At 41.3% G+C, this 20305-nt stretch carries 10 protein-coding genes and 2 pseudogenes; 1 reads left to right on the top strand and 11 read right to left on the bottom strand.

The window, feature by feature from the left end; genetic code table 11:
• The first annotated feature begins 67 nt into the window (after window positions 1-67).
• Window positions 68-2297 (top strand): annotated as a pseudogene (gene bglX / locus NXX38_RS05855) (beta-glucosidase BglX).
• A gap of 155 nt (window positions 2298-2452) precedes the next feature.
• Here bglX and NXX38_RS05850 read toward each other — a convergent pair.
• The 11 genes and pseudogenes from NXX38_RS05850 to NXX38_RS05800 form a co-directional block, all read right to left on the bottom strand.
• Entirely contained in the window at window positions 2453-4855 is a 2403-nt protein-coding gene (locus NXX38_RS05850; RefSeq protein WP_258978785.1) for a glycoside hydrolase family 3 N-terminal domain-containing protein, read from the bottom strand.
• A 303-nt stretch (window positions 4856-5158) separates the two neighbouring features.
• Complete coding sequence (locus tag NXX38_RS05845) at window positions 5159-5638, bottom strand: pyridoxamine 5'-phosphate oxidase family protein (protein ID WP_258978784.1); 480 nt, start codon at window positions 5636-5638, stop codon at window positions 5159-5161.
• Window positions 5639-5828: 190 nt separating this feature from the next.
• Window positions 5829-7985 (bottom strand): ribonuclease R, encoded by a 2157-nt coding sequence (gene rnr, locus NXX38_RS05840; RefSeq protein WP_234133200.1) that lies wholly within the window; start codon window positions 7983-7985, stop codon window positions 5829-5831.
• A 219-nt stretch (window positions 7986-8204) separates the two neighbouring features.
• Entirely contained in the window at window positions 8205-9332 is a 1128-nt protein-coding gene (locus NXX38_RS05835) for an FISUMP domain-containing protein (protein ID WP_258978783.1), read from the bottom strand.
• Between the two features lie 36 nt (window positions 9333-9368).
• The gene (locus NXX38_RS05830; RefSeq protein WP_148366885.1) at window positions 9369-10502 is read right to left on the bottom strand and encodes an FISUMP domain-containing protein; all 1134 of its coding nucleotides are present in this window, start codon (window positions 10500-10502) and stop codon (window positions 9369-9371) included.
• A 3-nt stretch (window positions 10503-10505) separates the two neighbouring features.
• Complete coding sequence (locus tag NXX38_RS05825; RefSeq protein ID WP_258978782.1) at window positions 10506-11546, bottom strand: BACON domain-containing protein; 1041 nt, start codon at window positions 11544-11546, stop codon at window positions 10506-10508.
• Window positions 11547-11553: 7 nt separating this feature from the next.
• Window positions 11554-12870, bottom strand: coding sequence for a DUF4302 domain-containing protein (locus tag NXX38_RS05820; RefSeq protein ID WP_258978781.1), 1317 nt, complete (start codon window positions 12868-12870; stop codon window positions 11554-11556).
• 12 nt (window positions 12871-12882) lie between these two features.
• Window positions 12883-13779 (bottom strand): putative zinc-binding metallopeptidase, encoded by an 897-nt coding sequence (locus NXX38_RS05815; protein ID WP_148366882.1) that lies wholly within the window; start codon window positions 13777-13779, stop codon window positions 12883-12885.
• A gap of 21 nt (window positions 13780-13800) precedes the next feature.
• Window positions 13801-15369 carry a RagB/SusD family nutrient uptake outer membrane protein gene (locus NXX38_RS05810; RefSeq protein WP_148366906.1) on the bottom strand — a complete coding sequence of 523 codons (1569 nt, stop codon included), beginning with the start codon at window positions 15367-15369 and terminating at the stop codon, window positions 13801-13803.
• Window positions 15370-15392: 23 nt separating this feature from the next.
• Window positions 15393-18982: pseudogene (locus NXX38_RS05805) on the bottom strand (SusC/RagA family TonB-linked outer membrane protein).
• Window positions 18983-19133: 151 nt separating this feature from the next.
• Window positions 19134-20297, bottom strand: a complete 1164-nt coding sequence (locus NXX38_RS05800) for a FecR family protein (RefSeq protein ID WP_148366881.1) — start codon at window positions 20295-20297, stop codon at window positions 19134-19136.
• Window positions 20298-20305 lie beyond the last annotated feature (8 nt).

Genomic DNA, 20305 nt, shown 5'->3' with positions numbered 1-20305 from the left:
AAAACAGAATATGAGAATAGGTAGATTTTTGCTAGCTGCAGTGATTTCGGCATCTGCTGCCACTGCCATGGCTACACCACAAGCCGATAAAGGTAAAATGGATCAGTTTATTGACAACCTGATGGGGAAGATGACTTTACAGGAGAAGATCGGTCAGCTCAACCTTCCTGTGTCGGGTGAAATTGTTACCGGACAAGCTAAGAGTAGTGATGTAGCCGGAAAGATAAGAAAAGGCCTGGTCGGCGGCCTTTTCAATGTGAAAGGAGTGGATAATATTCGTGAAGTACAAAAGATTGCCGTAGAACAGAGTCGTCTGAAAATTCCTTTGTTGTTTGGTATGGATGTCATTCACGGATATGAGACTGTTTTCCCTATTCCTTTGGCACTCTCTTGTAGCTGGGATATGGAGGCTATCAAAGAATCCGCCCGTATAGCAGCCAAAGAATCCAGTGCCGATGGTATTTGCTGGACTTTCAGTCCTATGGTTGATATCTGTCGCGATCCTCGTTGGGGCCGTATGTCTGAAGGTGGAGGTGAAGACCCTTATTTAGGTTCGGAGATATCGGTTGCTATGGTAAAAGGTTATCAGGGTGACGATCTGACGGATAAGAACACCATCATGGCTTGCGTGAAACACTTTGCCCTGTATGGTGCACCCGAAGCAGGTCGTGACTATAACACAGTGGACATGAGTCACCTAAGTATGTTCAATAATTATTTTCCTCCTTACAAAGCAGCTATTGATGCAGGTGTGGGTAGTGTGATGACTTCTTTCAACGTGGTCGATGGCATTCCTGCTACCGGTAATAAATGGTTGATGACCGATGTACTGCGTGACCGCTGGGGATTTGATGGTTTTGTGGTAACAGACTATACAGCTATTTCCGAAATGATTGCTCACGGGATGGGAGATTTGCAACAAGTATCTGCCATGTCGCTTAGTGCCGGAACCGATATGGATATGGTGGCAGACGGGTTCCTCACTACTCTGGAGAAGTCTCTGAAAGAAGGAAAAGTAACAATGGCTGAAATAGATAAAGCCTGCCGTCGTATTCTCGAAGCGAAATACAAGCTCGGATTGTTTGATGATCCTTATAAATATTGTGATGCAAGCCGGGTAAAGAGAGATATCTTCACTGCGGAGAATCGTGCTGTAGCCCGTAAAATAGCTACTGAAACATTTGTGCTTCTGAAGAATGAAAACAACCTGCTCCCATTGCAGCGTAAAGGTAAAATAGCTCTGGTTGGTCCGTTAGCTAATACAAAGGCCAATATGCCGGGTACATGGAGTGTGGCGGCTGCTTTTGATAAATACAATTCCTTGTATGATAGCATGGAAGCAATCATTGGCAGGCAAAGCGGAAGTACTTTATGCAAAAGGATCGAATCTGATGTATGACGCCCAAAGAGAGGCAGAAGCTACCATGTTCGGTCGTGAGATGCGTGATCCGCGTAGCGCACAGGAATTGTTGGATGAGGCTCTGAATATAGCTTCGCAGGCTGATGTAATTGTAGCAGCTGTCGGTGAATCGTCTGAAATGAGCGGTGAATCCAGTAGTCGTACTAATCTTGAAATGCCGGATGCCCAGCGCGATCTTCTGATAGCATTGAAAAAGACAGGCAAACCGATTGTTTTGGTCTATTTTGCAGGTCGCAGCACTGTGATGACTTGGGAGCAGGAAAACTTCCCGGCTATATTGAATGTATGGTTCGGAGGCAGTGAAGCAGCTGATGCGATATGTGATGTTGTATTCGGAGATGTTTCCCCGAGTGGAAAACTAACTACGACTTTCCCGAAGAATGTAGGACAAATTCCTTTGTATTACAATCATCTGAATACAGGTCGTCCTTTGGAGGCAGGAAAGTGGTTCAGCAAATTCCGTAGTAACTACCTTGATATAGACAATGAACCTCTTTATCCATTTGGATATGGTCTGTCATACACCACATTCCGGTATGGTGACCTCCAACTTAGTAATAACTCTATGAATGAAAATGGTAAGATAACGGCTTCTGTCACTGTAACCAATACGGGCAACTATGATGCTGATGAAGTTGTACAAATGTATATCCGTGATATGGTAGGAAGTGTAGCGCGTCCGGTAAAAGAGTTGAAAGGCTTCGAACGTATTCATTTGAAGAAAGGAGAAAGCCGTACTGTTTCTTTCGATATCACTGCAGAACAACTGAAATTCTATAATAGTGCGTTGAATTGGGTATGTGAACCGGGTGAATTTGAAGTGATGGTTGGTGGAAATAGCCGCGATGTACAAACAAAGAAATTCAGTTTGCAATAACATAGCTAAAGCGACGTTTTCAATAAGGTTAGTTTAGGTATATTCATCAAATATGGTCAAACGATAGAAAGAGAATGGAGTCTCAATTTATTGTTTGACCATATTTTAATAAGTATTTTGAATGTAGGTAACCTTTGTCTGCTTACATTTTTAGTTTATTGAACCTCGAAACTTCCCTTCAACCGAATATCCTCCGAAGAAGCCCCCACCATCACCGAGAAACTTCCCGGCTCTACTGTAAACTGATTATTCTTATCCCATAACCCTAAGTCTTGAGGAGTAAGGGTAAAGTTAACCGTTTGTTCTTCTCCCGGTTGCAAATGAATACGTTCGAAACCACGTAATACTTTATCGTAGGTTGTTACGCTACTAAAATCATCACGGATATAAAGCTGGACTACTTCATCCCCTGCTTTCTTTCCTGTATTCTTTACAGTGCATGAAAGAGTGATATTCTCTTGTGCCCCGATAACCGGTTTAGAGATTTTCAAGTCTGAATATCCGAAAGTCGTATAGCTTAAACCATATCCGAAAGGATAAAGCACACCGGCAACACGGACTTTTCCTTTTGAATCCGAACCCGGCTTGAATGGGAATGCAAAAGGAATCTGTCCCACTGATTTCGGGAAAGTAACTGCCAGACGTCCGCCCGGGTTATAGTCTCCGAAAAGAACTTTGGCGATGGCATCTCCCATGAATTCGCCGGGGAACCAAGCATGAATGATGGCAGGGACATATTTGTTTGCCCAGTTGATAGTAGCTGCTCTTCCGTCTACCATTACCAGAACGACTGGTTTTCCTGTGGCATAAACAGCTTCCAATAATTGCTGTTGGCGTCCGCAGAGATCGAGATTGGTACGTGAGAATTCTTCCCGAACCGTCTTCTCATTTCCACCTAATACAAGGATAGCGACATCCGAAGCCTTTGCTAATTCTACGGCTTCATTAATCATCGCTTGCTCTTGTGTATCTAATGGAACATTGTACAGTTCACTTTCCGGGAAATACTTATCAATAATATCACAGCCTTTTGCATAGCGAACTTCTGCATTGGGCAGATATTCTTTGATTCCCTGATAGACAGTCTTTATAGATGCATTGGCGGGACCGTATCTGCAAGTCAGTTCTTTCACTTCTTCCGCATTCGGGCCAATCACAGCTATTTTGCTGAAGTTCTTGGATAACGGAAGCATTTGATTCTCATTCTTCAAAAGTACGATAGATTCTAAAGCTGCTCTCATAGATACATCCTGATGGGTGGCATTATGCACTACCACTTCCGGGCGACGGTCATCACCGGGATATGGATTATCAAAAAGACCCATCATAAACTTGACACGGAGAATCTCACCAACACGTTGATCGAGCGTATGCAGAGAGACTTTGCCCTCACTAATAGCACGGCGTAATGGAAGAATAAAGTCCTGTGGCGGAGTGAAGTTCGTGCGGATATTCAATCCGGCATTTACCACTTGTGCCGCCATTTCTTCTTCTGTGGGAGTGATACGATGTTTAGTATGTAGAAATTCCACCGCTTCACTATCCGAAACTACATATCCTTTAAATCCCCACTGCTGACGCAGAATTTCCGTGAGGAAATGATAACTTCCGGAAACAGGCTCCCCGTCATAGTCGTTGTAAGAACTCATGACGCCCAGTGCACCCGCTTCCTGAATACCTTTACGGAATGGTTCCAGATACAGAGTCTTCATCTCACGCGGAGCCACGTGCGGATCGGTACGTGTACCTCCGTCGCGTCCACCGACCGGAATACTATAAACGGCGAAGTGCTTCGGAGTGGCAACGATTCCTTCACTTTGTAGACCAAGAATCATTTGCTTACCCAATTCGCCTACCAGATAAGGATCTTCTCCGTAACTTTCAACTACACGTCCCCAACGAGGATCTTGTGCGATGTCCAGAATCGGAGCATAAATATTGGTATATCCGAGTGCTTTCGCCTCATCAGCAGTGACTTTCGCAATTTCCCGGATCAGTTTTTTGTTCCACGTGGCACCTTGCCCGCATTGAGCGGGAAACATGGTAGCCCGGTCGTGACATAATCCGCGTATTCCCTCGTTGGTAAAATCGACCGGAATACCCAGTCGTGTCTGTTCCACAAACCAGCGCTGAATGGTGTGGCGATTCTTCACACTGTTGGCATACGGATAGGAGATTTCAGAACCGAACTTACCCAGTCCGTTGGCCTGTTCGTCGATATTCCCGATACCGTCTTTCCAGATTTCTGTCGACCATCCGTCGGTAGGCCATGCATCTTTCAGTACCCGTCCCGAACCGTAAAGAGTAGCCATCTGACAGGTCTTCTCTTCCAGTGTCATTTGCGAAAGCAAATCCGCAATACGGGCTTCGATAGGAGCGGAGGGATCTTCGTATACGTCCTTTACACCGTTCTTGTTGAAGTCAATCCAGGTCTTTTTGTATATATCCTTTGAGTTGTTGCCGGATTTGTTACCGGTAGGTTTGTTGCTTGCCGAGATATTGCCGGTGTAGATACTTCCGGCAGATATTAACAGGGCGAGACATAGTAATTTCTTCATAAGTTATTTTTTTGTAAGAGTACTTATCTATTTATTTTTATTTATGTTGCAAGTATACAAAAACAATTTGAAATGAACAGATAGAGTAGCTTTTATAATTGTGTTATAAATCTCACACCTGTAATACCGGTGGATAAAGAGATACAGCCAGAGGGTGAAAGTGTGAGGGTAAAATTTCTCTAAACTTTTGTTTAGAGAAATTTGCTTGGAGATACTCCGTCATGCTTCTTGAATGCTGTATTCATTTCTTAGACGGGTGTGGAACATGAAGTTAAATTCATTAGCTGAAAGCTGGAAACTGTTTTATGGTTTTTCGTTGGCTCGCAGACCGAAGGCTTTTCCTGTCATCTGTCGGGCAGCTACTTTCCACACTTTTACGTTACGTACGGCAGGATCGGAATAGCTGAATGCGTTGTCTGTATAATGACGCATGATAATATCCAGTGCACGGCGTTTATCGTCTATCTCTTCGATGAATTCCACTTGCCCCCGACACATCGCGCTTTCGGAACGCATACTGTAACTGCAGGCTACCTTTTCGTGTTGGTAGACAAGTTTATGTCCGAGGCTGAAAGTGATACATACATTATTATTGTGTTTCAACATCTCTAACTTGCTGCCTTCGGGACCTGAATGCAGATATATGATGCCATCTTCATAACCGAAGTTCATGGGAACTACATAGGGATTACCTTCTAAATCTGTAATGCCCACAAAACAGGCATCGCAATGCAGGATAATGGACTCGATTCGTTGTTTGTCTTCGATAATGACAGTTTTCATGGATATATGAATGTTATAATAGTAAGAATAATCAAAATGATACGCTAAAGTACAGACTTACGACTGATTACACAAATCTATGCAAACTTTTTTCTCGTTGCTTTCACAGATTTATCTAATCAGTCGTATTTCTGTACTAATGTTATCAGGGGTTGAATGAGCTTTTCAGTTTGCTTGAATATTCAAACTTTTACTTTTCTATTAATTCAAAGTCCAACTGTTTCTTTTCCAGATTAGCGCGGGCTACACGAACGGTGATGGCATCTCCCAAACTATAGATCTTGTTTTTGCGACGTCCGCGAAGACAATAATTCTTTTCATCGAACTCATAATAATCGTCATCCAGATCACGGACAGGAACCAGACCTTCGCATTTGTTCTCGTTCAGTTCTACGTAGAGCCCCCATTCGGTGACACCGGAGATAACGCCGTCGTAAATCTGTCCCAGACGTTCGCTCATGAATTCCACTTGTTTGTATTTGATGGAAGCGCGTTCAGCGTTGGCTGCAATTTGTTCCATGTTCGAACTGTGGTCGCATAGGTCTTCGTATTTAGCTTCGGATACACTGCGCCCTCCGTCCATATACTTCGTTACCAGACGGTGTACCATCATGTCCGGGAAACGGCGGATGGGTGAAGTAAAGTGGGTGTAATATTCGAATGCCAGTCCGTAGTGACCGATGTTGTGAGTCGAATAACGGGCTTTTTGCATGGCACGGATAGATACGGTTTCAATCAGGTTTTCTTCTTTCTTTCCGTGTATGTCGTCTAGCAGGTGGTTGATGGATTTTGAAATATCCGTCTTCGTTCCGCTTGTACGTACTTTGTAGCCGAAGCGGGCGATGAATTGTGACAGATTCTCCAGTTTCTCCGGATCGGGAAGGTCGTGGATACGGTAAGGAAGCACTTTAGGCTTTTTATTTTTGGGAACTCTACCGACGAACTCTGCCACTGTTCTGTTGGCAAGCAACATGAATTCTTCCACCAGTTTGTTGGCGTCTTTCGATTCTTTGAAATAAACGCTGATCGGTTTTCCTTTCTCGTCAATTTCAAACTTCACCTCGTAGCGGTCGAAGTTGATGGCTCCTGCTGCGAAACGTTTCTCACGAAGTGCTTTGGCAATGGTATCCAGTGTGAGTACTTCTTCTTTGTAGTCTCCTTCTTTGGTTTCAATAATCTGCTGTGCCTCTTCGTAAGTGAAACGGCGGTCGGAATTGATGACTGTATGTACGATGCGTGAATTTCTGACTTCTCCCTTTTCAGTAATATCAAAGATGACGGAGAAAGCAAGTTTTTCTTCATTCGGACGGAGTGAACAGATGAAGTTACACAACCGTTCGGGAAGCATCGGGATGGTACGGTCTACCAGATAAACGGAGGTTGCCCGCTTCTCTGCTTCTTTGTCGATGATTCCTCCTTCTTTCACGTAATGTGTCACGTCGGCGATGTGCACACCTACTTCCCATAATCCGTCTTTCAGCTTACGGATAGAAAGCGCATCGTCAAAGTCTTTGGCGTCTTTCGGGTCGATGGTGAAAGTGGTGGTCTTGCGGAAATCTTCGCGTTTGGCTATTTCTTCTGCTGAAATCTCGGCAGGAATCTTGTCTGCGGCTGTTTCCACAGCTTTCGGATATACGTATGGCAAGCCGAATTCTGCAAGAATAGCGTGCATTTCCGTAGTGTTATCACCGGCTTGGCCTAATATATCTATCACTTGTCCGATAGGATTCTTTGCTTTGTCCGGCCATTCGGTTACTTTCACGATGGCTTTATCGCCGGTCTTTCCACCTTTCAGTTTGTCTTTCGGGATAAAGATGTCATTGGCAAGTGTACGGTTTTCCGTCACTAGGAATGCATATGATTTAGCTACTTCCAGTGTGCCGACGAAAGTGTCGTTAGCACGTTCCAGTATTTCTATTACTTCGCCCTCGGCATCTTTGTTCTTGCGTTTGGCATAGAAGGTGATCCTTACTTTGTCATTGTTCATGGCATGTGCCGAGTTACGTTCGGCCACAAATATTGGTTCACCTCCTCCTTCGGGGATAAATGAGTTTTTGCCATTGCTTTTCCGTTGGAAAGTCCCTACCATCTCCGTTCCATGATTGGTGAGGCGGAATTTTCCTTTTTCTATTTCGGAAATATAATCGTCAGCTAAAAGGTCATGTAGTATATCGACGCATAGCATTTTCTGCGGATGGGTGGTGAGACGCAATTCCGAGAAAATATATTTCATACTCAAGGTTTCGTTCGGTTTGGCATGGAAAAAGTCTATCAATAATGCTGCCAGCTCTTTCTTACTCATTCTTTTGCCGGCCTTTTTCTCTTTCTTTTCTTTCTTTTTTGCCATAATATGTGGAATTTATTAGTAGTTCAATCATTGATGAGATACAAAGTAAACAAATTTTTGGTTAGTTTGTTGCCAAGGTCTGTTTATTTTTTGATTTGCTTTTCTGTGAAGCATTAAGTTAATAAAGAAATATTGCTTGATTATTCATAAACAAAAAAAGAGGTATGTCATCCCGACACACCTCCTTTATGTATACTAAGAGAGATTTATATTATCAAATTAGTTTTTTATACAGCGTATAGGAAAACCACGTTTGGGGGTTATTCCATATTTAGAATAAGTTATTCCGTAGCTATTATTACTAAAAGTAATATTTCCTGCCCCTTGGGTTTGCATATCTGTGGTCCAGAGATCGACACCACTTTCTGACCAGCCAAAGCTTCCTGTATGATAGCATTGCCCGGAAGGAATAATAGTAAGTCCGTAAGTATTACGAGGCCCATTTGCCAAGTCAGGGTTCATGTCGGAGTTTCCGGAAGGACTCCATCCTTCAAGACCTGCTAATGCCGACCAAACATTCTTGCAATTCGGATCAGAGTGTTTGTCTCCAAAGTCATCTTCCCATACATCTCCTTCAACAGGAGTTAATTGTTCAGCTACAAAATTTTCTAATATTTTCCACTCTGCTTTACTAGGTAGGTGCCATCCGCTTGGACAGATTCCTTGCACTCCACTTGGTACAGCATCTGCATCCTTTCCCTCTTCATTTTCTTTATTCATTGCAGCATACCAGTTATATAAAACTCCATGTGTTTTGTATATTTCAGTATTTTTTGCGGCATTTACATCTTCACCATCGTAGTCATAAACGAAATAGAGAGGTTCTCCTTCGCAAGTAGCGGCAGCGGCAGGTTTATTCACTTTAGGTAAATAAGCCAGATTTTCAGCCATCCATGTCTGCTCACCGATTTCTACGGTTTTGTATACATGGTTGTCACGTGAATCAACCATTTCTCCTTCGCCAGGTTCAGGAGTCGGTTCCGGTTTTGTCAGAGTGATGTTTACTTCGCTTGTAGCCATTGTTCCCTGATCACCTTTGACGGTTAATTCAATTTTCAGTGCTCCTTCGGCTTGGTTAGCTTCGAATGTATAGTCGTAGCTAAAAGGCACTACAGTAACTTCTGATATAGCTTTGCCTCCTACTTTTAATGTTACATTTGAGATTTCACCAAAATCAATCGTAGCTTCTCCTTTGATTGTCATTTTTTCTGCAATGTTTACCGTAGCTCCTTCAGCAGGTGCAGATATGGAGCATGTTACATGTTGCTCGGGAGTGGGGTCGTTGTTGTCGTCACCACAAGCAATTAGTCCTAAGACTGCGAATAAAAGGAATCCAAACTTTTTCATAAATGTATTTATATTTAGTGAGTAATAATATAATAGTTAGTCTTTGATACAACGGACAGGGAGACCTACTCCCGGATTGAATTCTGCATTGGTTACAAATGTGTGAAGGTCTGACCACAAACGTACGGTGATACCGAATTCAGGTCCCATTTGTACTCCAGCTGTCGAACTCCACCAGCCAGCACTGTAGCAGGAATGCATCCAGTCTTCATCACCTGCACATGCACGGAATCCGATGGGTAAACCATTGAACAAGGTTGCATTATTCTTTTCCATTTCAACACCAACCCAAGTTGGTTGTGGTTCTATTTCTGTATATTCTGGCAGCATCCACATCGTTGTTGAAGCTAAAGCTTTTGCTATTGCTGTTTCGTCTACCTGGCCATCACTCATAATAGCGGCCATGCCGGAGTCTAAAACATATTTAGATAATGTCTGCCATTCTTTCTGTGAAGGAATATGCCATCCGTCAGGACAAACGCCTTTTATATTCCGCGTCTCATTTTCTCCCGATGCTATTTCACTTTGAAGTGCGGCAGGCAAGTTATAGTAGGCTCCATAAGTTTTCAAATAAGCTTTTCCAAGTTCTGTTTTTGCATCATTATCAAACATTACGTAATATCTTGGTTCGGTTGAGGACACATCAAACTGTTGCTCTGGTAGATAGCGTAAATTTTCTGCCATCCATAACTGGTCTGCAAGTTGTACGGTTTTGTATGTATTTCCATCACGGGTATCGGTTAGCACTTCTCCATATTGAGGGGGAGCAGGTCTGTCACCAAGTTCTGTTGTGACAGTAATAGTTGCCAAAGCACTACCTTCGTGATCTCCTTTAACTGCTAACTCAATTTTCAGTTCTCCCGGTTCGGCATCTTTGGAGAAGGTATACTCATAATAGAATGGAATTGAAGTGATGTCAGTGATAATCTCTTCCCCGACTTTCAGTTCTGCAGAAATGATTTTACCATAGTTTGTAGTCCCTTCCCCTCTGATAATCAGTTTGTCTGACATAATAACGGTTGCGCCATCAGCCGGCATAAATATTTCACAGCTTATCTGCTGATCCGGAAGTATTTCTCCTCCTCCGCCTGCTGCATTATTATCATCTTTACAGCTTGCACCAAGTAATCCTAATGCCACAATAAAGCTGGTTAATAGTATCTTTTTCATATGTTATTGAATTATGTCTTCTTTAAAAAGAATACAGTTGATAAAAATGGATAGATTGTCTATAACTTTCTGTAGTTCTGCATCTTCATATACCCGGAAAACAAAACCAAAAGGATCACTTTCTTTTATTCCCGAAAAAGCGAAAACGAATGTACCGTCTGTTAACATTACAGGACCTAATGAGATTGTTACGGAAGGGTCTTTTACATAATATAGATCAGAGCTAAGAATTTCGAATGAGAGATATGAGTTGTTTGCGAAGACTCCCAGATTTTGTCCGGCTTCAAGCGCCAGGCAGTTATCTACAGCTTTGGCTTTCAGTTTATAGGGCAAGCCGGTTAACATGTTTGAAAGCTGATATGTTCCGTTTTCCAGTTTTTCAATCGTAACATCTTTCAAACCGTAATTCATCTGTCCGTCTGAAAACATTCCTTGCCATGTTCCAATAAGCTCGTCCACATCATATTGTATCACCTGATAAGAAGTCGATCTGTCTTTAGCTGTCACGTTGACAATAGCTCCTCTCATTTTCCCGGAAGTGTTTTCTTTTACTTTGAAGTTTATTCCTTTCGCATTCTGTTCAAATGATAACCAGCTTTGAGCTTCTGCGGGTATGTCTATTACATAATCGAAAGAACTTTGTAATTTTATAGGTAGCGTAGCTGCTTTATTATCGGTGCGGAGCATCCACTCGTCTTTACCGAAGATGAAAACAGCTCCGGATTGATTGATATTGAATGCCTTTTTTTCTACTCCGTTACTGATTGTCAATAAAGCGTTTCTACCAGAGTAACCGGTGTTTTCTTTTACTTCGAATACTACTTCATTGGGGTTTACTTCTTTCAATACACACCAGTCGGCATCAATATCTGCTGTGATATTCCCTGTTGATTGGAGTTGTATATACCCTTTTCCACCGGGGGCCTGGAAATTAGTATTTACAGCTTTGATTTCTAACTTGGATTCGCTGCTTTCCGTATCATTGCATCCCGCTATTGCTATGGTGCAAAGTACAAATAAGAATATATTAAAAAACTTTCTCATAATTGTATTAATTACCTTCGTTTTCTTTTACCATTAAGATTGAGTTATACCAGCTCCAGTAACCCATTAGCCCCGAAGTTGAATATTCATCGGATGAATAAGCCCAGATTATCAATGACGTATTTTCTTGGCTTGCTTTATCCGCGAAGTAGAAAGTGAAAGGATTGGTTTTCACCGTAACATTTACTAATCCACTGCGTAAGCGTGAAGGCAAACTTAATTCTGTGTGAGCGTATCCTTCTACACCTGCCGCACACGCAAAGTAGTAAGACGATGAAGAAGCCGGACTTATACTTTGTGAATCTAAAGTCAGTTTTCCGTTGGCTTTGTCATACAGAAGAGTGAAGTTGAATCCGCCAATACTTTTCAGTGTATAACTTTCTCCTCTGACTTTAGGAGTGATGGTTACAGATTGTGTAATCGGGCCTTCATCGTAATTGTCAACCGTTGCAGTATAGGTACCTATATAGTCTTCGTATTGCAGATAATTCTCGGGGTAATACTCTTTTAGTACAATATCTGTTGCATCTGCATCGGTACAAACAAATAGTCTGGACTTTTTATCCCATTTGAAGTGCTGGATTTTAACTCCGTTAGCATTGAACGGAGACTGTAACTTCAGTCCTTTTTCTGTATAAATATATGGTAAGCTTCCTGCAATGCTATAATCAGTACTGTAAACAGAGAATGTAGACATTGTGCCATTGTCGCGTATAAAGTAGTTCAGTATTTGTCCCCCTTTTTCCATGCGATATGTATTCAGAAAGGCATCTTTCTCGATATCAATGATATCCTCAAGCTGGATACGCCATGGTATGTCTTTGGGCATAGGCGTCATTTCCATTATATTTTTATATTTTTTCCCTTGCAGAATAACCTTGTCAGGAGTTGCACTCATGATAATGAACTCATAATCTCCTCCCACATTCATGTTCAGGCCTAAAGGACCTGAAAACATGTGGATCAGCTGGTTATATGAGTCGAAAGTGAGCATAGTGCTTTGCTCCGATTTAACTTGATACAGAGAGGTTATTATAGTACCTGGCTTGTAACCTTCTGCTCCTGTTTCCGAAGCCATTTCTACCTGTTTTCCATCAAATTTCATTAATAAAGTGACTGCCCCTGCGGCATAGTTGCTTCCTATGTAATATTCCAGTTTCCATCCGTTTGGAACATCTTTAAGAATCTCCTGGCATTTTATTACATCGGCTGTAGCTCTGTTGGCAGATGATTCGTCGAATATTTCTTCTTCAGAGAAAAGGCAAGATTGTAATGCAATGCAAGTCAATGCCAGAAGTGTGTATATTGATAGATATTTCTTCATAATTTTCATAGTTTATTCAATAATACTTAAGTCTACATTACCGTTTGCTATTTCATCCTGACGTCGTAGAACGATGTCACGTAATTCATCCAGATTGATTCCCCAGGTTTGTTCCATATAACTATAGACTATTTCGAATTTCTGTTTGATAAGTGCACGGCCACGTTCACCGGCACTCTGTAACATATTATTCCAGTAGCTTTCTGTATTTGTGACATACACTGCAATGTTCTCGACAAAATCTTCACGCGATTCACTCATTGCATAAGAAGTGACAAATCCTTGTTGCCATGCGTTACGGTTAGCTCCCACCATATACCAATCGCTGCCGATATAGGCATTTTCTGTGATGCGATCAAATGCTGGATCATAGTTTTTGGTTTGATGCAGGATGTGGGCGAACTCATGGTGCATTGTCTGGAAATAATATTCGTTTAGCAGATTGATATCTATTTTATCAGGATTGATGTCATTTACATTGTATAATGTAATTTTCATGCCTCCTTCAGCCGTTCCTAATACCATGGTTCCATTGTCTTCATAGGCAGGAGAGCCGATAAAGTGAATGGTCTTGGGGATGTATTGACGTAAAAAGTCTGGATTACCGGTCGCTTCATCGTATGCTTCCAGCCATACATGTTTGATAATTTTAGCCAGTACTACGGATTTCTTATAGTCGGCAGGAGCTAATATATGTGTCATGTCGCTCTCGTTATCTTCCATGCGATATTTCAATGCGATATTATATGGATGGGTGTAATTGCCCAATATCCAGTTATCGAATAGGCTGCGTTCTACTTCCTCTGTAGAGAAGATGCTGTTTGCTTTGTCCACGTCCTCGTCGTTGTTGCAAGCACCCAGTCCACAGGTTAATGTCATGATTAAACTATATATGATGTATTTCTTCATATTTTTCCCTCCTTAAGTTAGTTAGTCATTTCTTGGATTTGGTTGCATACCTGCTGTAATGACACTGGCTGGTAGTTGAATAGCACGTCTGGGATCATTCGTGTCCATCTTGTCGGTGATATTCACTAAAGTATAACCTTCATAGTAGCGGCGGTAGATTACGATACCATAGCGTTTTATATCTTGCCATCTAAGTCCCTCTTCTAAAGTTAGCAGGCGTCTTGCATGTAGAATACAATGTATCAGATTCTCTTGCATGCCTTTTTCTATTACAAAATCCGGATGTAATTCCTTCTTTACCGTCGGAGCTTCCGGCTTGTAATATTTTAGTTGAGCATAAAAATCATTGATTGTTTCTTTGGTTAGGGGCCGCGTATTTTTCGTAAAGGCTTTCTGCCAGACATCTATATCGGCTGCAGCTTCGTCGTAACGCTTTAGTAATGTGTAAGCTTCAGCCCGGCAAAGCAATGCTTCATCGGTAGTGAAAGCAGGATACAGCATATAACCGATCCAGCTGTTGCCTGATGTGAATTGCTGATAGATGACTAAACGGCGGAATCCGTTTTTGATAGAGCCACCAGGCGCAAATGGAATTTGATGGTAGCTTGACTGGTCTCCCCATGGACCTTCGGATTTACAACTTTCCGAGGCAGTAATATTATTCATGCAGTATCTTTCACAGTTGGCATAACCCGGATCGGAAACTAATGGCCAATATGAAGCTGCTGATATAACCAGTAGATTTGCCCGATTATCTGCATCTACATAAGCGTTCGGCTGTATATTCTTGTTGGGAGATAAAGCTCCTAATGCAGCCCAGTCACGTAAATATTGGGAAGCATTTGTGCCGAGTACTATATTGGCATAATTGATAACCTTCTGGCAGTTAGAAAAATCCGGCTGTGTGTAATATAGATAAAAGCGGGCAGCAAATGCATAGGCAGCTTTTTTATTAAAATGATATTTCACTCGTGAGTAAATATTGTCGTCGATTAGAGGCAATCCTTCTTCTAAATCGGCTGCGATATTTTGGTAGACTTCGGCAACTGTTCCACGTGAGTATTGTGGATTTACAGATGTTTCTGGTTCCTTTATGTAAGGTATACCTAAGTCTTTATCTGCATTTGTACCATATGCTTTGCAGAATGTCGTAGCTAATATGAAATGATTATATGCGCGACATATTAAAGCTTCCCCTTTTTGCGCTGACAATGATTGAGGGTTTCCCATTTGCTCAATAGCTGCCAGAGCTTGGTTGGCTGATGCAATCGAATTATAACAATCATTCCATAAGGCATGAGGTGAGTCTTGATTCTCTTCAGTGGTTTGCTGCCAGCGATACAAGTGCTCATTTAACCGGAAAAGATAGCTGTATGCTTTACTATTTTCATCAATGTTGTCACTGTAGAATTCTCCTATGTGACAATTGGTGGTCATAGGGTATGCAGATACCAATACTTTGGTAATACTCTCTTCGGTAGTTAGTTCTGTTCGGTTATCCGGCATTTCATCCAAAAAATCGCTACAGGAGGTTGTTCCCAGGCATAAGGTTGAAATGACTGCTGTATATAATACGTTTTTGTATTTCATCATTTTTATAATTATCTGAATGGTTAAAATCCTAATCTAAGAGTCAATGTGAACTGACGGGGCACAGGGGAGGCAACTCCACCGGTATTGAAAAATTCCGGGTCCTGTCCGTTTAGCTTTTTATCTGCGTAAATTAGGAATAAATTGGTAGCCTGAAGTTTTAAAGATAAATTGGATATCTTTGCTGATGTAATCCATGATTTGGGAAAATCATAGGACAAGGAAATCTCCTTCATACGAATAAAGTCTCCTTTGGCAATTCGTTCTGTAGAGTAATTATAGGCATTATATGCATACATCAAATCTTTATTGTCTTCATATTGACGTTTGGAAATGATGGCAGGGATATTGGTATGCTTCTCATCACCCGGAACTGTCCAGCGATTTTTGAATTCACGGGGCATAGAGGATAAGTCACTGTATTGATAGTTGAAGCATGGATTTAAACGTACTACATTACCAAATGAATAGGTGATAAATACATTTAACTTGAATGCTTTATAGGTGAAGATATTACCAAAGCTACCTGTTATAGTAGGATCAGTGGGACCTTCATATTTTAGATAGTCTATATTGTCACGTGTTTGAAAATCAATATCCGTACTGGTTATTTTTCCATTGATATTATACATAGGGATACCATTTGAACTTAGACCGACAAATGGGATAGAGAACAAACCACGTACCGGGTAGCCCTGACGTGCAAAACCATAACCTGAAACCAGGTCCATCACGCTTGATCGGGCGTTAAGTTCGGTCACTTCATTTTTTGCTTTGGAAAAGATGAAATCCGTGTTCCATGAGAAGTCTTTCGATTGGATATTCTTGCTTGAGATGGTGAATTCAATGCCATGTGACTTCATGGAGGCTATATTGGCATATTTGTAGATAGAACCACCTACTCCCTGTGTTGGAGTTATACCAATCAGGTCATAGTTGTTGCGTTTATACCAGTCGATTGAGAAGTTGATCCGGTTGTCTAAGAATCCCATGTCAGCACCGATGTTTAACTCATGCTTCTTTTCGTAAGTCAATTCACTATTTTCGGGGTCGGATACATAAAGTCCGGTTTCCTGTCCGCTAGTGAAAGGGCGAAATGGAGAATAGCTGGTGATTATGGCATGTGAATTCGTTACATATTCCGGACCTCTGTCGGCCGTTAAAGAATAAGATGCTTTGAATGTTAAATGTGACAGCACAGAACTGAATGTTTCAAAGAATTTTCTTCATGTACATTCCATGCTCCTGATATATTCCATGTAGGCAACCATCGGGAAGAACGGCTTTTTCCCATACGGTTGGTGCCTTCATAGCGGAATGTTCCGTTTATTGTATAACGGCCATCATAAGAATAGGTTGCATTGGCAAAACCAGCTACACTCCTTGTTGTGGTATGGTTTAATCCATAATAGTTTTCACCGGACTCAATACCTTTCTTGAAGAATTCATAGACGTACGATGGTATTTCCCCCATTGTATATTGCATTCCCCATCCTTGAAAATAATTCTGCATACGTTTTAAATCATTCACCTCCATGCCGGCGAAAAGATTGGTTATATGCTTTTCTGCAAATAAATGATTCCAGGATGCTGTGGCACGAAAGTCTACTCCTAGCATGCGATAGTCCTTACGTTGATAAATACCGCCTTCCGGCAGTATGCTGATGGGTAAAGCATAAGGATTGTCGGGGTTGGTGTAGAGTAAATTATTGTTGTCACGAATAGTGGCGTCATCCATTCCTGTGCGATATGCTGTTGCCTGATTCGAGTGGTCTTTAATATTATGCTCTTGTGAAGAAGCTTGATATCTGACTGCTCCTAATGCGCTAAGCTCTAATTCAGGAAGTGCTTTCCATTTTACTTCTCCTTGGAATTTAACGTCAACTACGTTTAAGTCCATATAATTGTTATCCAATTCATGAAGGATATTGAATGGTGCGTAGTTGGCTGTATAGTCCACTGCCGGATCCAATGCACGTGATGTGTTTAGTGCATACGAATATGGATTGATGTCAAATTGACGGGTGACTTCTCCACTGGCTGCATTCACTTCTGAACTTAGTGTTCCGGGCGCTTTTTGCTTACGGTAGGAAGCACTAGAGATTAAATTTATAGATAAATTCTTATATATATTATATGTTGTATTTAAATTAGCTGTATAGCGTTTTACTTCACTTTGCTTGTACCAGCCCGGGTCTGACATAGCACTTAATGAAGCATAGAATGAAGACTTTTCTGTTCCGGAAGTGATACTGACAGAATGATTCTGGGTGATGTTGTTGGAAAATAAAGCATCAAACCAATCGGTATTTCTCATTTCCGCTTCGCGCAGGTAAGCATTGCGTGCTTCTGGAGTATTGGCAAGTCCGAATAGCCCTGTAACTGGATTATATTGATTGATCAATTGATACATACGTCCATACACTCCGCTATCTTTTGCACGATAGGTATCGCTATTATTAAGCCATCCTTTTTGTTCCATCTCTTTATAGATTCCCATTTGTTCCTGTGAATTCATAATATTGAATTCTTTATAACTGGGAATCATACGAGTTGTAAACTCACCGGTGTAGCTGATTTTGCTGACACCGGCTTTTCCCTTTTTGGTAGTTACTACAATAACCCCTGCCATGGCTCGTGCACCATAGATAGAGGTTGCTGATCCGTCTTTCAATATTTGAAAGCTTTCAATATCATCGGAGTTCAAGCCGGCAATAGCAGAACTGATTAGAGTTTCTGCATCACCTGAGGATAAATCATCCGGACCTACATCAATTGCATCTTCCATAATTACTCCATCTACCACCCACAATGGCTTTGAACTGCCGAAAATAGATGTGGCACCACGTACTCGGATTTTCGGGGCGGTACCAAATGTACCGGAAACATTTTGTACGGATACACCTGCGGCACGTCCTTCGAGTCCCCGGCTAATATCAGGCAAACCATCTAGTTTGACTTCATCTGCGGACAATTGGTTGGTTGCTCCCGTAAACAGACGTTTATCCATTTTTTGCATACCTGTTACTACTACTTCAGATAGAGTTTGTACATCAGGCATTAATGTAACATTCATAGTCGGGGTAGGAGTCAGATCTTGCGGTTTCATTCCTATATAAGAAAATTGTAACAGAGATTTATTGGATACATTTTCTATAGAAAACTTCCCATCTATGTCCGTTAATACCCCCGACTTACTTCCTTTGATAACAACTGTTGCGCCGATGAGCGGCTGCCCGTCATCACCAGAAATAACTACTCCTTTTACATTAAATACTTTCGCTTGTTTGGAAGGTCCTTTGGTAGTGATTGTGATAAATTGGTCTTCAATATGATATTCTAATGGCTTGTTAGCTAGGATAATGTCGAGAGTTTGTTCTATGCTCTTATCTTTGATGGAGCCTGAAACAGTGAATTTCTTGACATCATCATACGTAAATAGGACTTTGTATCCGGAAAGTTTTTCTAGACGTTTTAGTACGGACGGTAATCGTTCGTTGCTAAATTCAATTGTGATTTTCTTTTGTGATTGTACTTGAGCATTTACCCGATAGGGCTGGAAGCACAATATGCATAGAAAGCACACAATAAATAGGTTCCAATAATTTCTCATACGTTTGTTTTTAATAACACTATTTGAATATGTTTATAATACTAGTGCGTATGAGTCCAAAAAATAGATACCCCTTTTGCGAATTATTTTTTAAGAAAAGTGATATTTTGCTGTTTCTTGCATAGATTTGTTATACTTATGCAATAAAAACCTAGTCTACGGTGAGCGTATTGCCTTGCAAGGTGACTGTTACTTTTTTCATTCTGTTAAGTAATGAAATAGTGTGCTCTAAATCTTTGGTACGATCGGATATAAAGTGCATTTTATACTCCATTGCTTCTTTGTTTCTGAATTCTATGTTTACATTGTACCAACGTCCCAGATTTTGCATAATATCTTTCAATGTGACATCATCAAAATAGAAATAGCCATCTTTCCAATAGACGTATGAGTCTAGGTCTACTTCCGCTAGAATAAAGTTACCATCAGATTGCAGGTGTGCATCTTCTCCCGGATATAGTCTGGTATATGATCCTCCTTTAGTGTTGCTGATTTCTACTTTTCCATTGATAAGTACTACATGGGTATCTTCGGGCGTATAACTACGTATATTGAATTCAGTACCGAGAACACGTGTCTGCACTGTTTTGGTTTTTACGATGAAAGGCCGCTTCGGATCTTTGGTCACTTTAAAATAAGCCTCGCCTTCTAAAGTGACAATACGTTCGTCGCCAATAAAGGCCGTAGGGTAGACAAAGTTGCTATTGGCATTGAGCCAGACTTCCGTCCCGTCACATAATACTACTTTGAAGCTTTCGCCACGTGGTACGGTGAGTACATGTGTTTGTGTGGTCGTTGAAATCACTTGTCTGTAATCCAGTTCTTTTTCCTCCGGTTTTGAGATCACTTTCTGCGGTAAGGTTTGATTGGTTGATTGCGGTTCGTCTAATACAATCTTTTCTCCGTTATCTTTTTGCAGGGTGATGTGTTGGGGAGTAGTATCAGCAGTGAATACAGTGATTGGTTCAAGTGCAGGAGTTGTCAGGCTGTTGATTAGATAGTAAGTTCCAAATAGAACGGTAACCATAGCGGCTATTCCAATACTTGTTTTCCAGAGGTTGGAGCGCATTCTTGCTGCGTATTGTTTTTTCTTGAATCGTTCTAACTCCATCTCTATATTGGGTAGTTCTATTTCACTTTTTTGTTGCAGGAAAAGACTACTATCCATGATGTCACGACAAGCTTGCAGGGCTTCCTCATCTTTAAGCATTTCCTGCAGTTGTTCGACGTTTATTTCTGAAGAACTCTCCATAATGTCGAGTGCTTTCTCTACAGATTTATCTGTATTATCTATATTGTCAATATCTTTATTCATCACTGTTC

Source organism: Bacteroides sp. BFG-637 (assembly GCF_024793605.1).
GTDB lineage: Bacteria > Bacteroidota > Bacteroidia > Bacteroidales > Bacteroidaceae > Bacteroides > Bacteroides vicugnae.
This window is presented reverse-complemented; position numbering and strand designations above follow the sequence as displayed.

Coding starts and splice junctions, on each gene's coding strand:
- NXX38_RS05815 (WP_148366882.1), bottom strand. CDS start 13,779: ATGAAGAAATACATCATATATAGTTTAATCATGACATTAACCTGTGGA.
- NXX38_RS05810 (WP_148366906.1), bottom strand. CDS start 15,369: ATGAAATACAAAAACGTATTATATACAGCAGTCATTTCAACCTTATGC.
- rnr (WP_234133200.1), bottom strand. CDS start 7,985: ATGGCAAAAAAGAAAGAAAAGAAAGAGAAAAAGGCCGGCAAAAGAATG.
- NXX38_RS05800 (WP_148366881.1), bottom strand. CDS start 20,297: ATGAATAAAGATATTGACAATATAGATAATACAGATAAATCTGTAGAG.
- NXX38_RS05835 (WP_258978783.1), bottom strand. CDS start 9,332: ATGAAAAAGTTTGGATTCCTTTTATTCGCAGTCTTAGGACTAATTGCT.
- NXX38_RS05830 (WP_148366885.1), bottom strand. CDS start 10,502: ATGAAAAAGATACTATTAACCAGCTTTATTGTGGCATTAGGATTACTT.
- NXX38_RS05825 (WP_258978782.1), bottom strand. CDS start 11,546: ATGAGAAAGTTTTTTAATATATTCTTATTTGTACTTTGCACCATAGCA.
- NXX38_RS05850 (WP_258978785.1), bottom strand. CDS start 4,855: ATGAAGAAATTACTATGTCTCGCCCTGTTAATATCTGCCGGAAGTATC.
- NXX38_RS05845 (WP_258978784.1), bottom strand. CDS start 5,638: ATGAAAACTGTCATTATCGAAGACAAACAACGAATCGAGTCCATTATC.
- NXX38_RS05820 (WP_258978781.1), bottom strand. CDS start 12,870: ATGAAGAAATATCTATCAATATACACACTTCTGGCATTGACTTGCATT.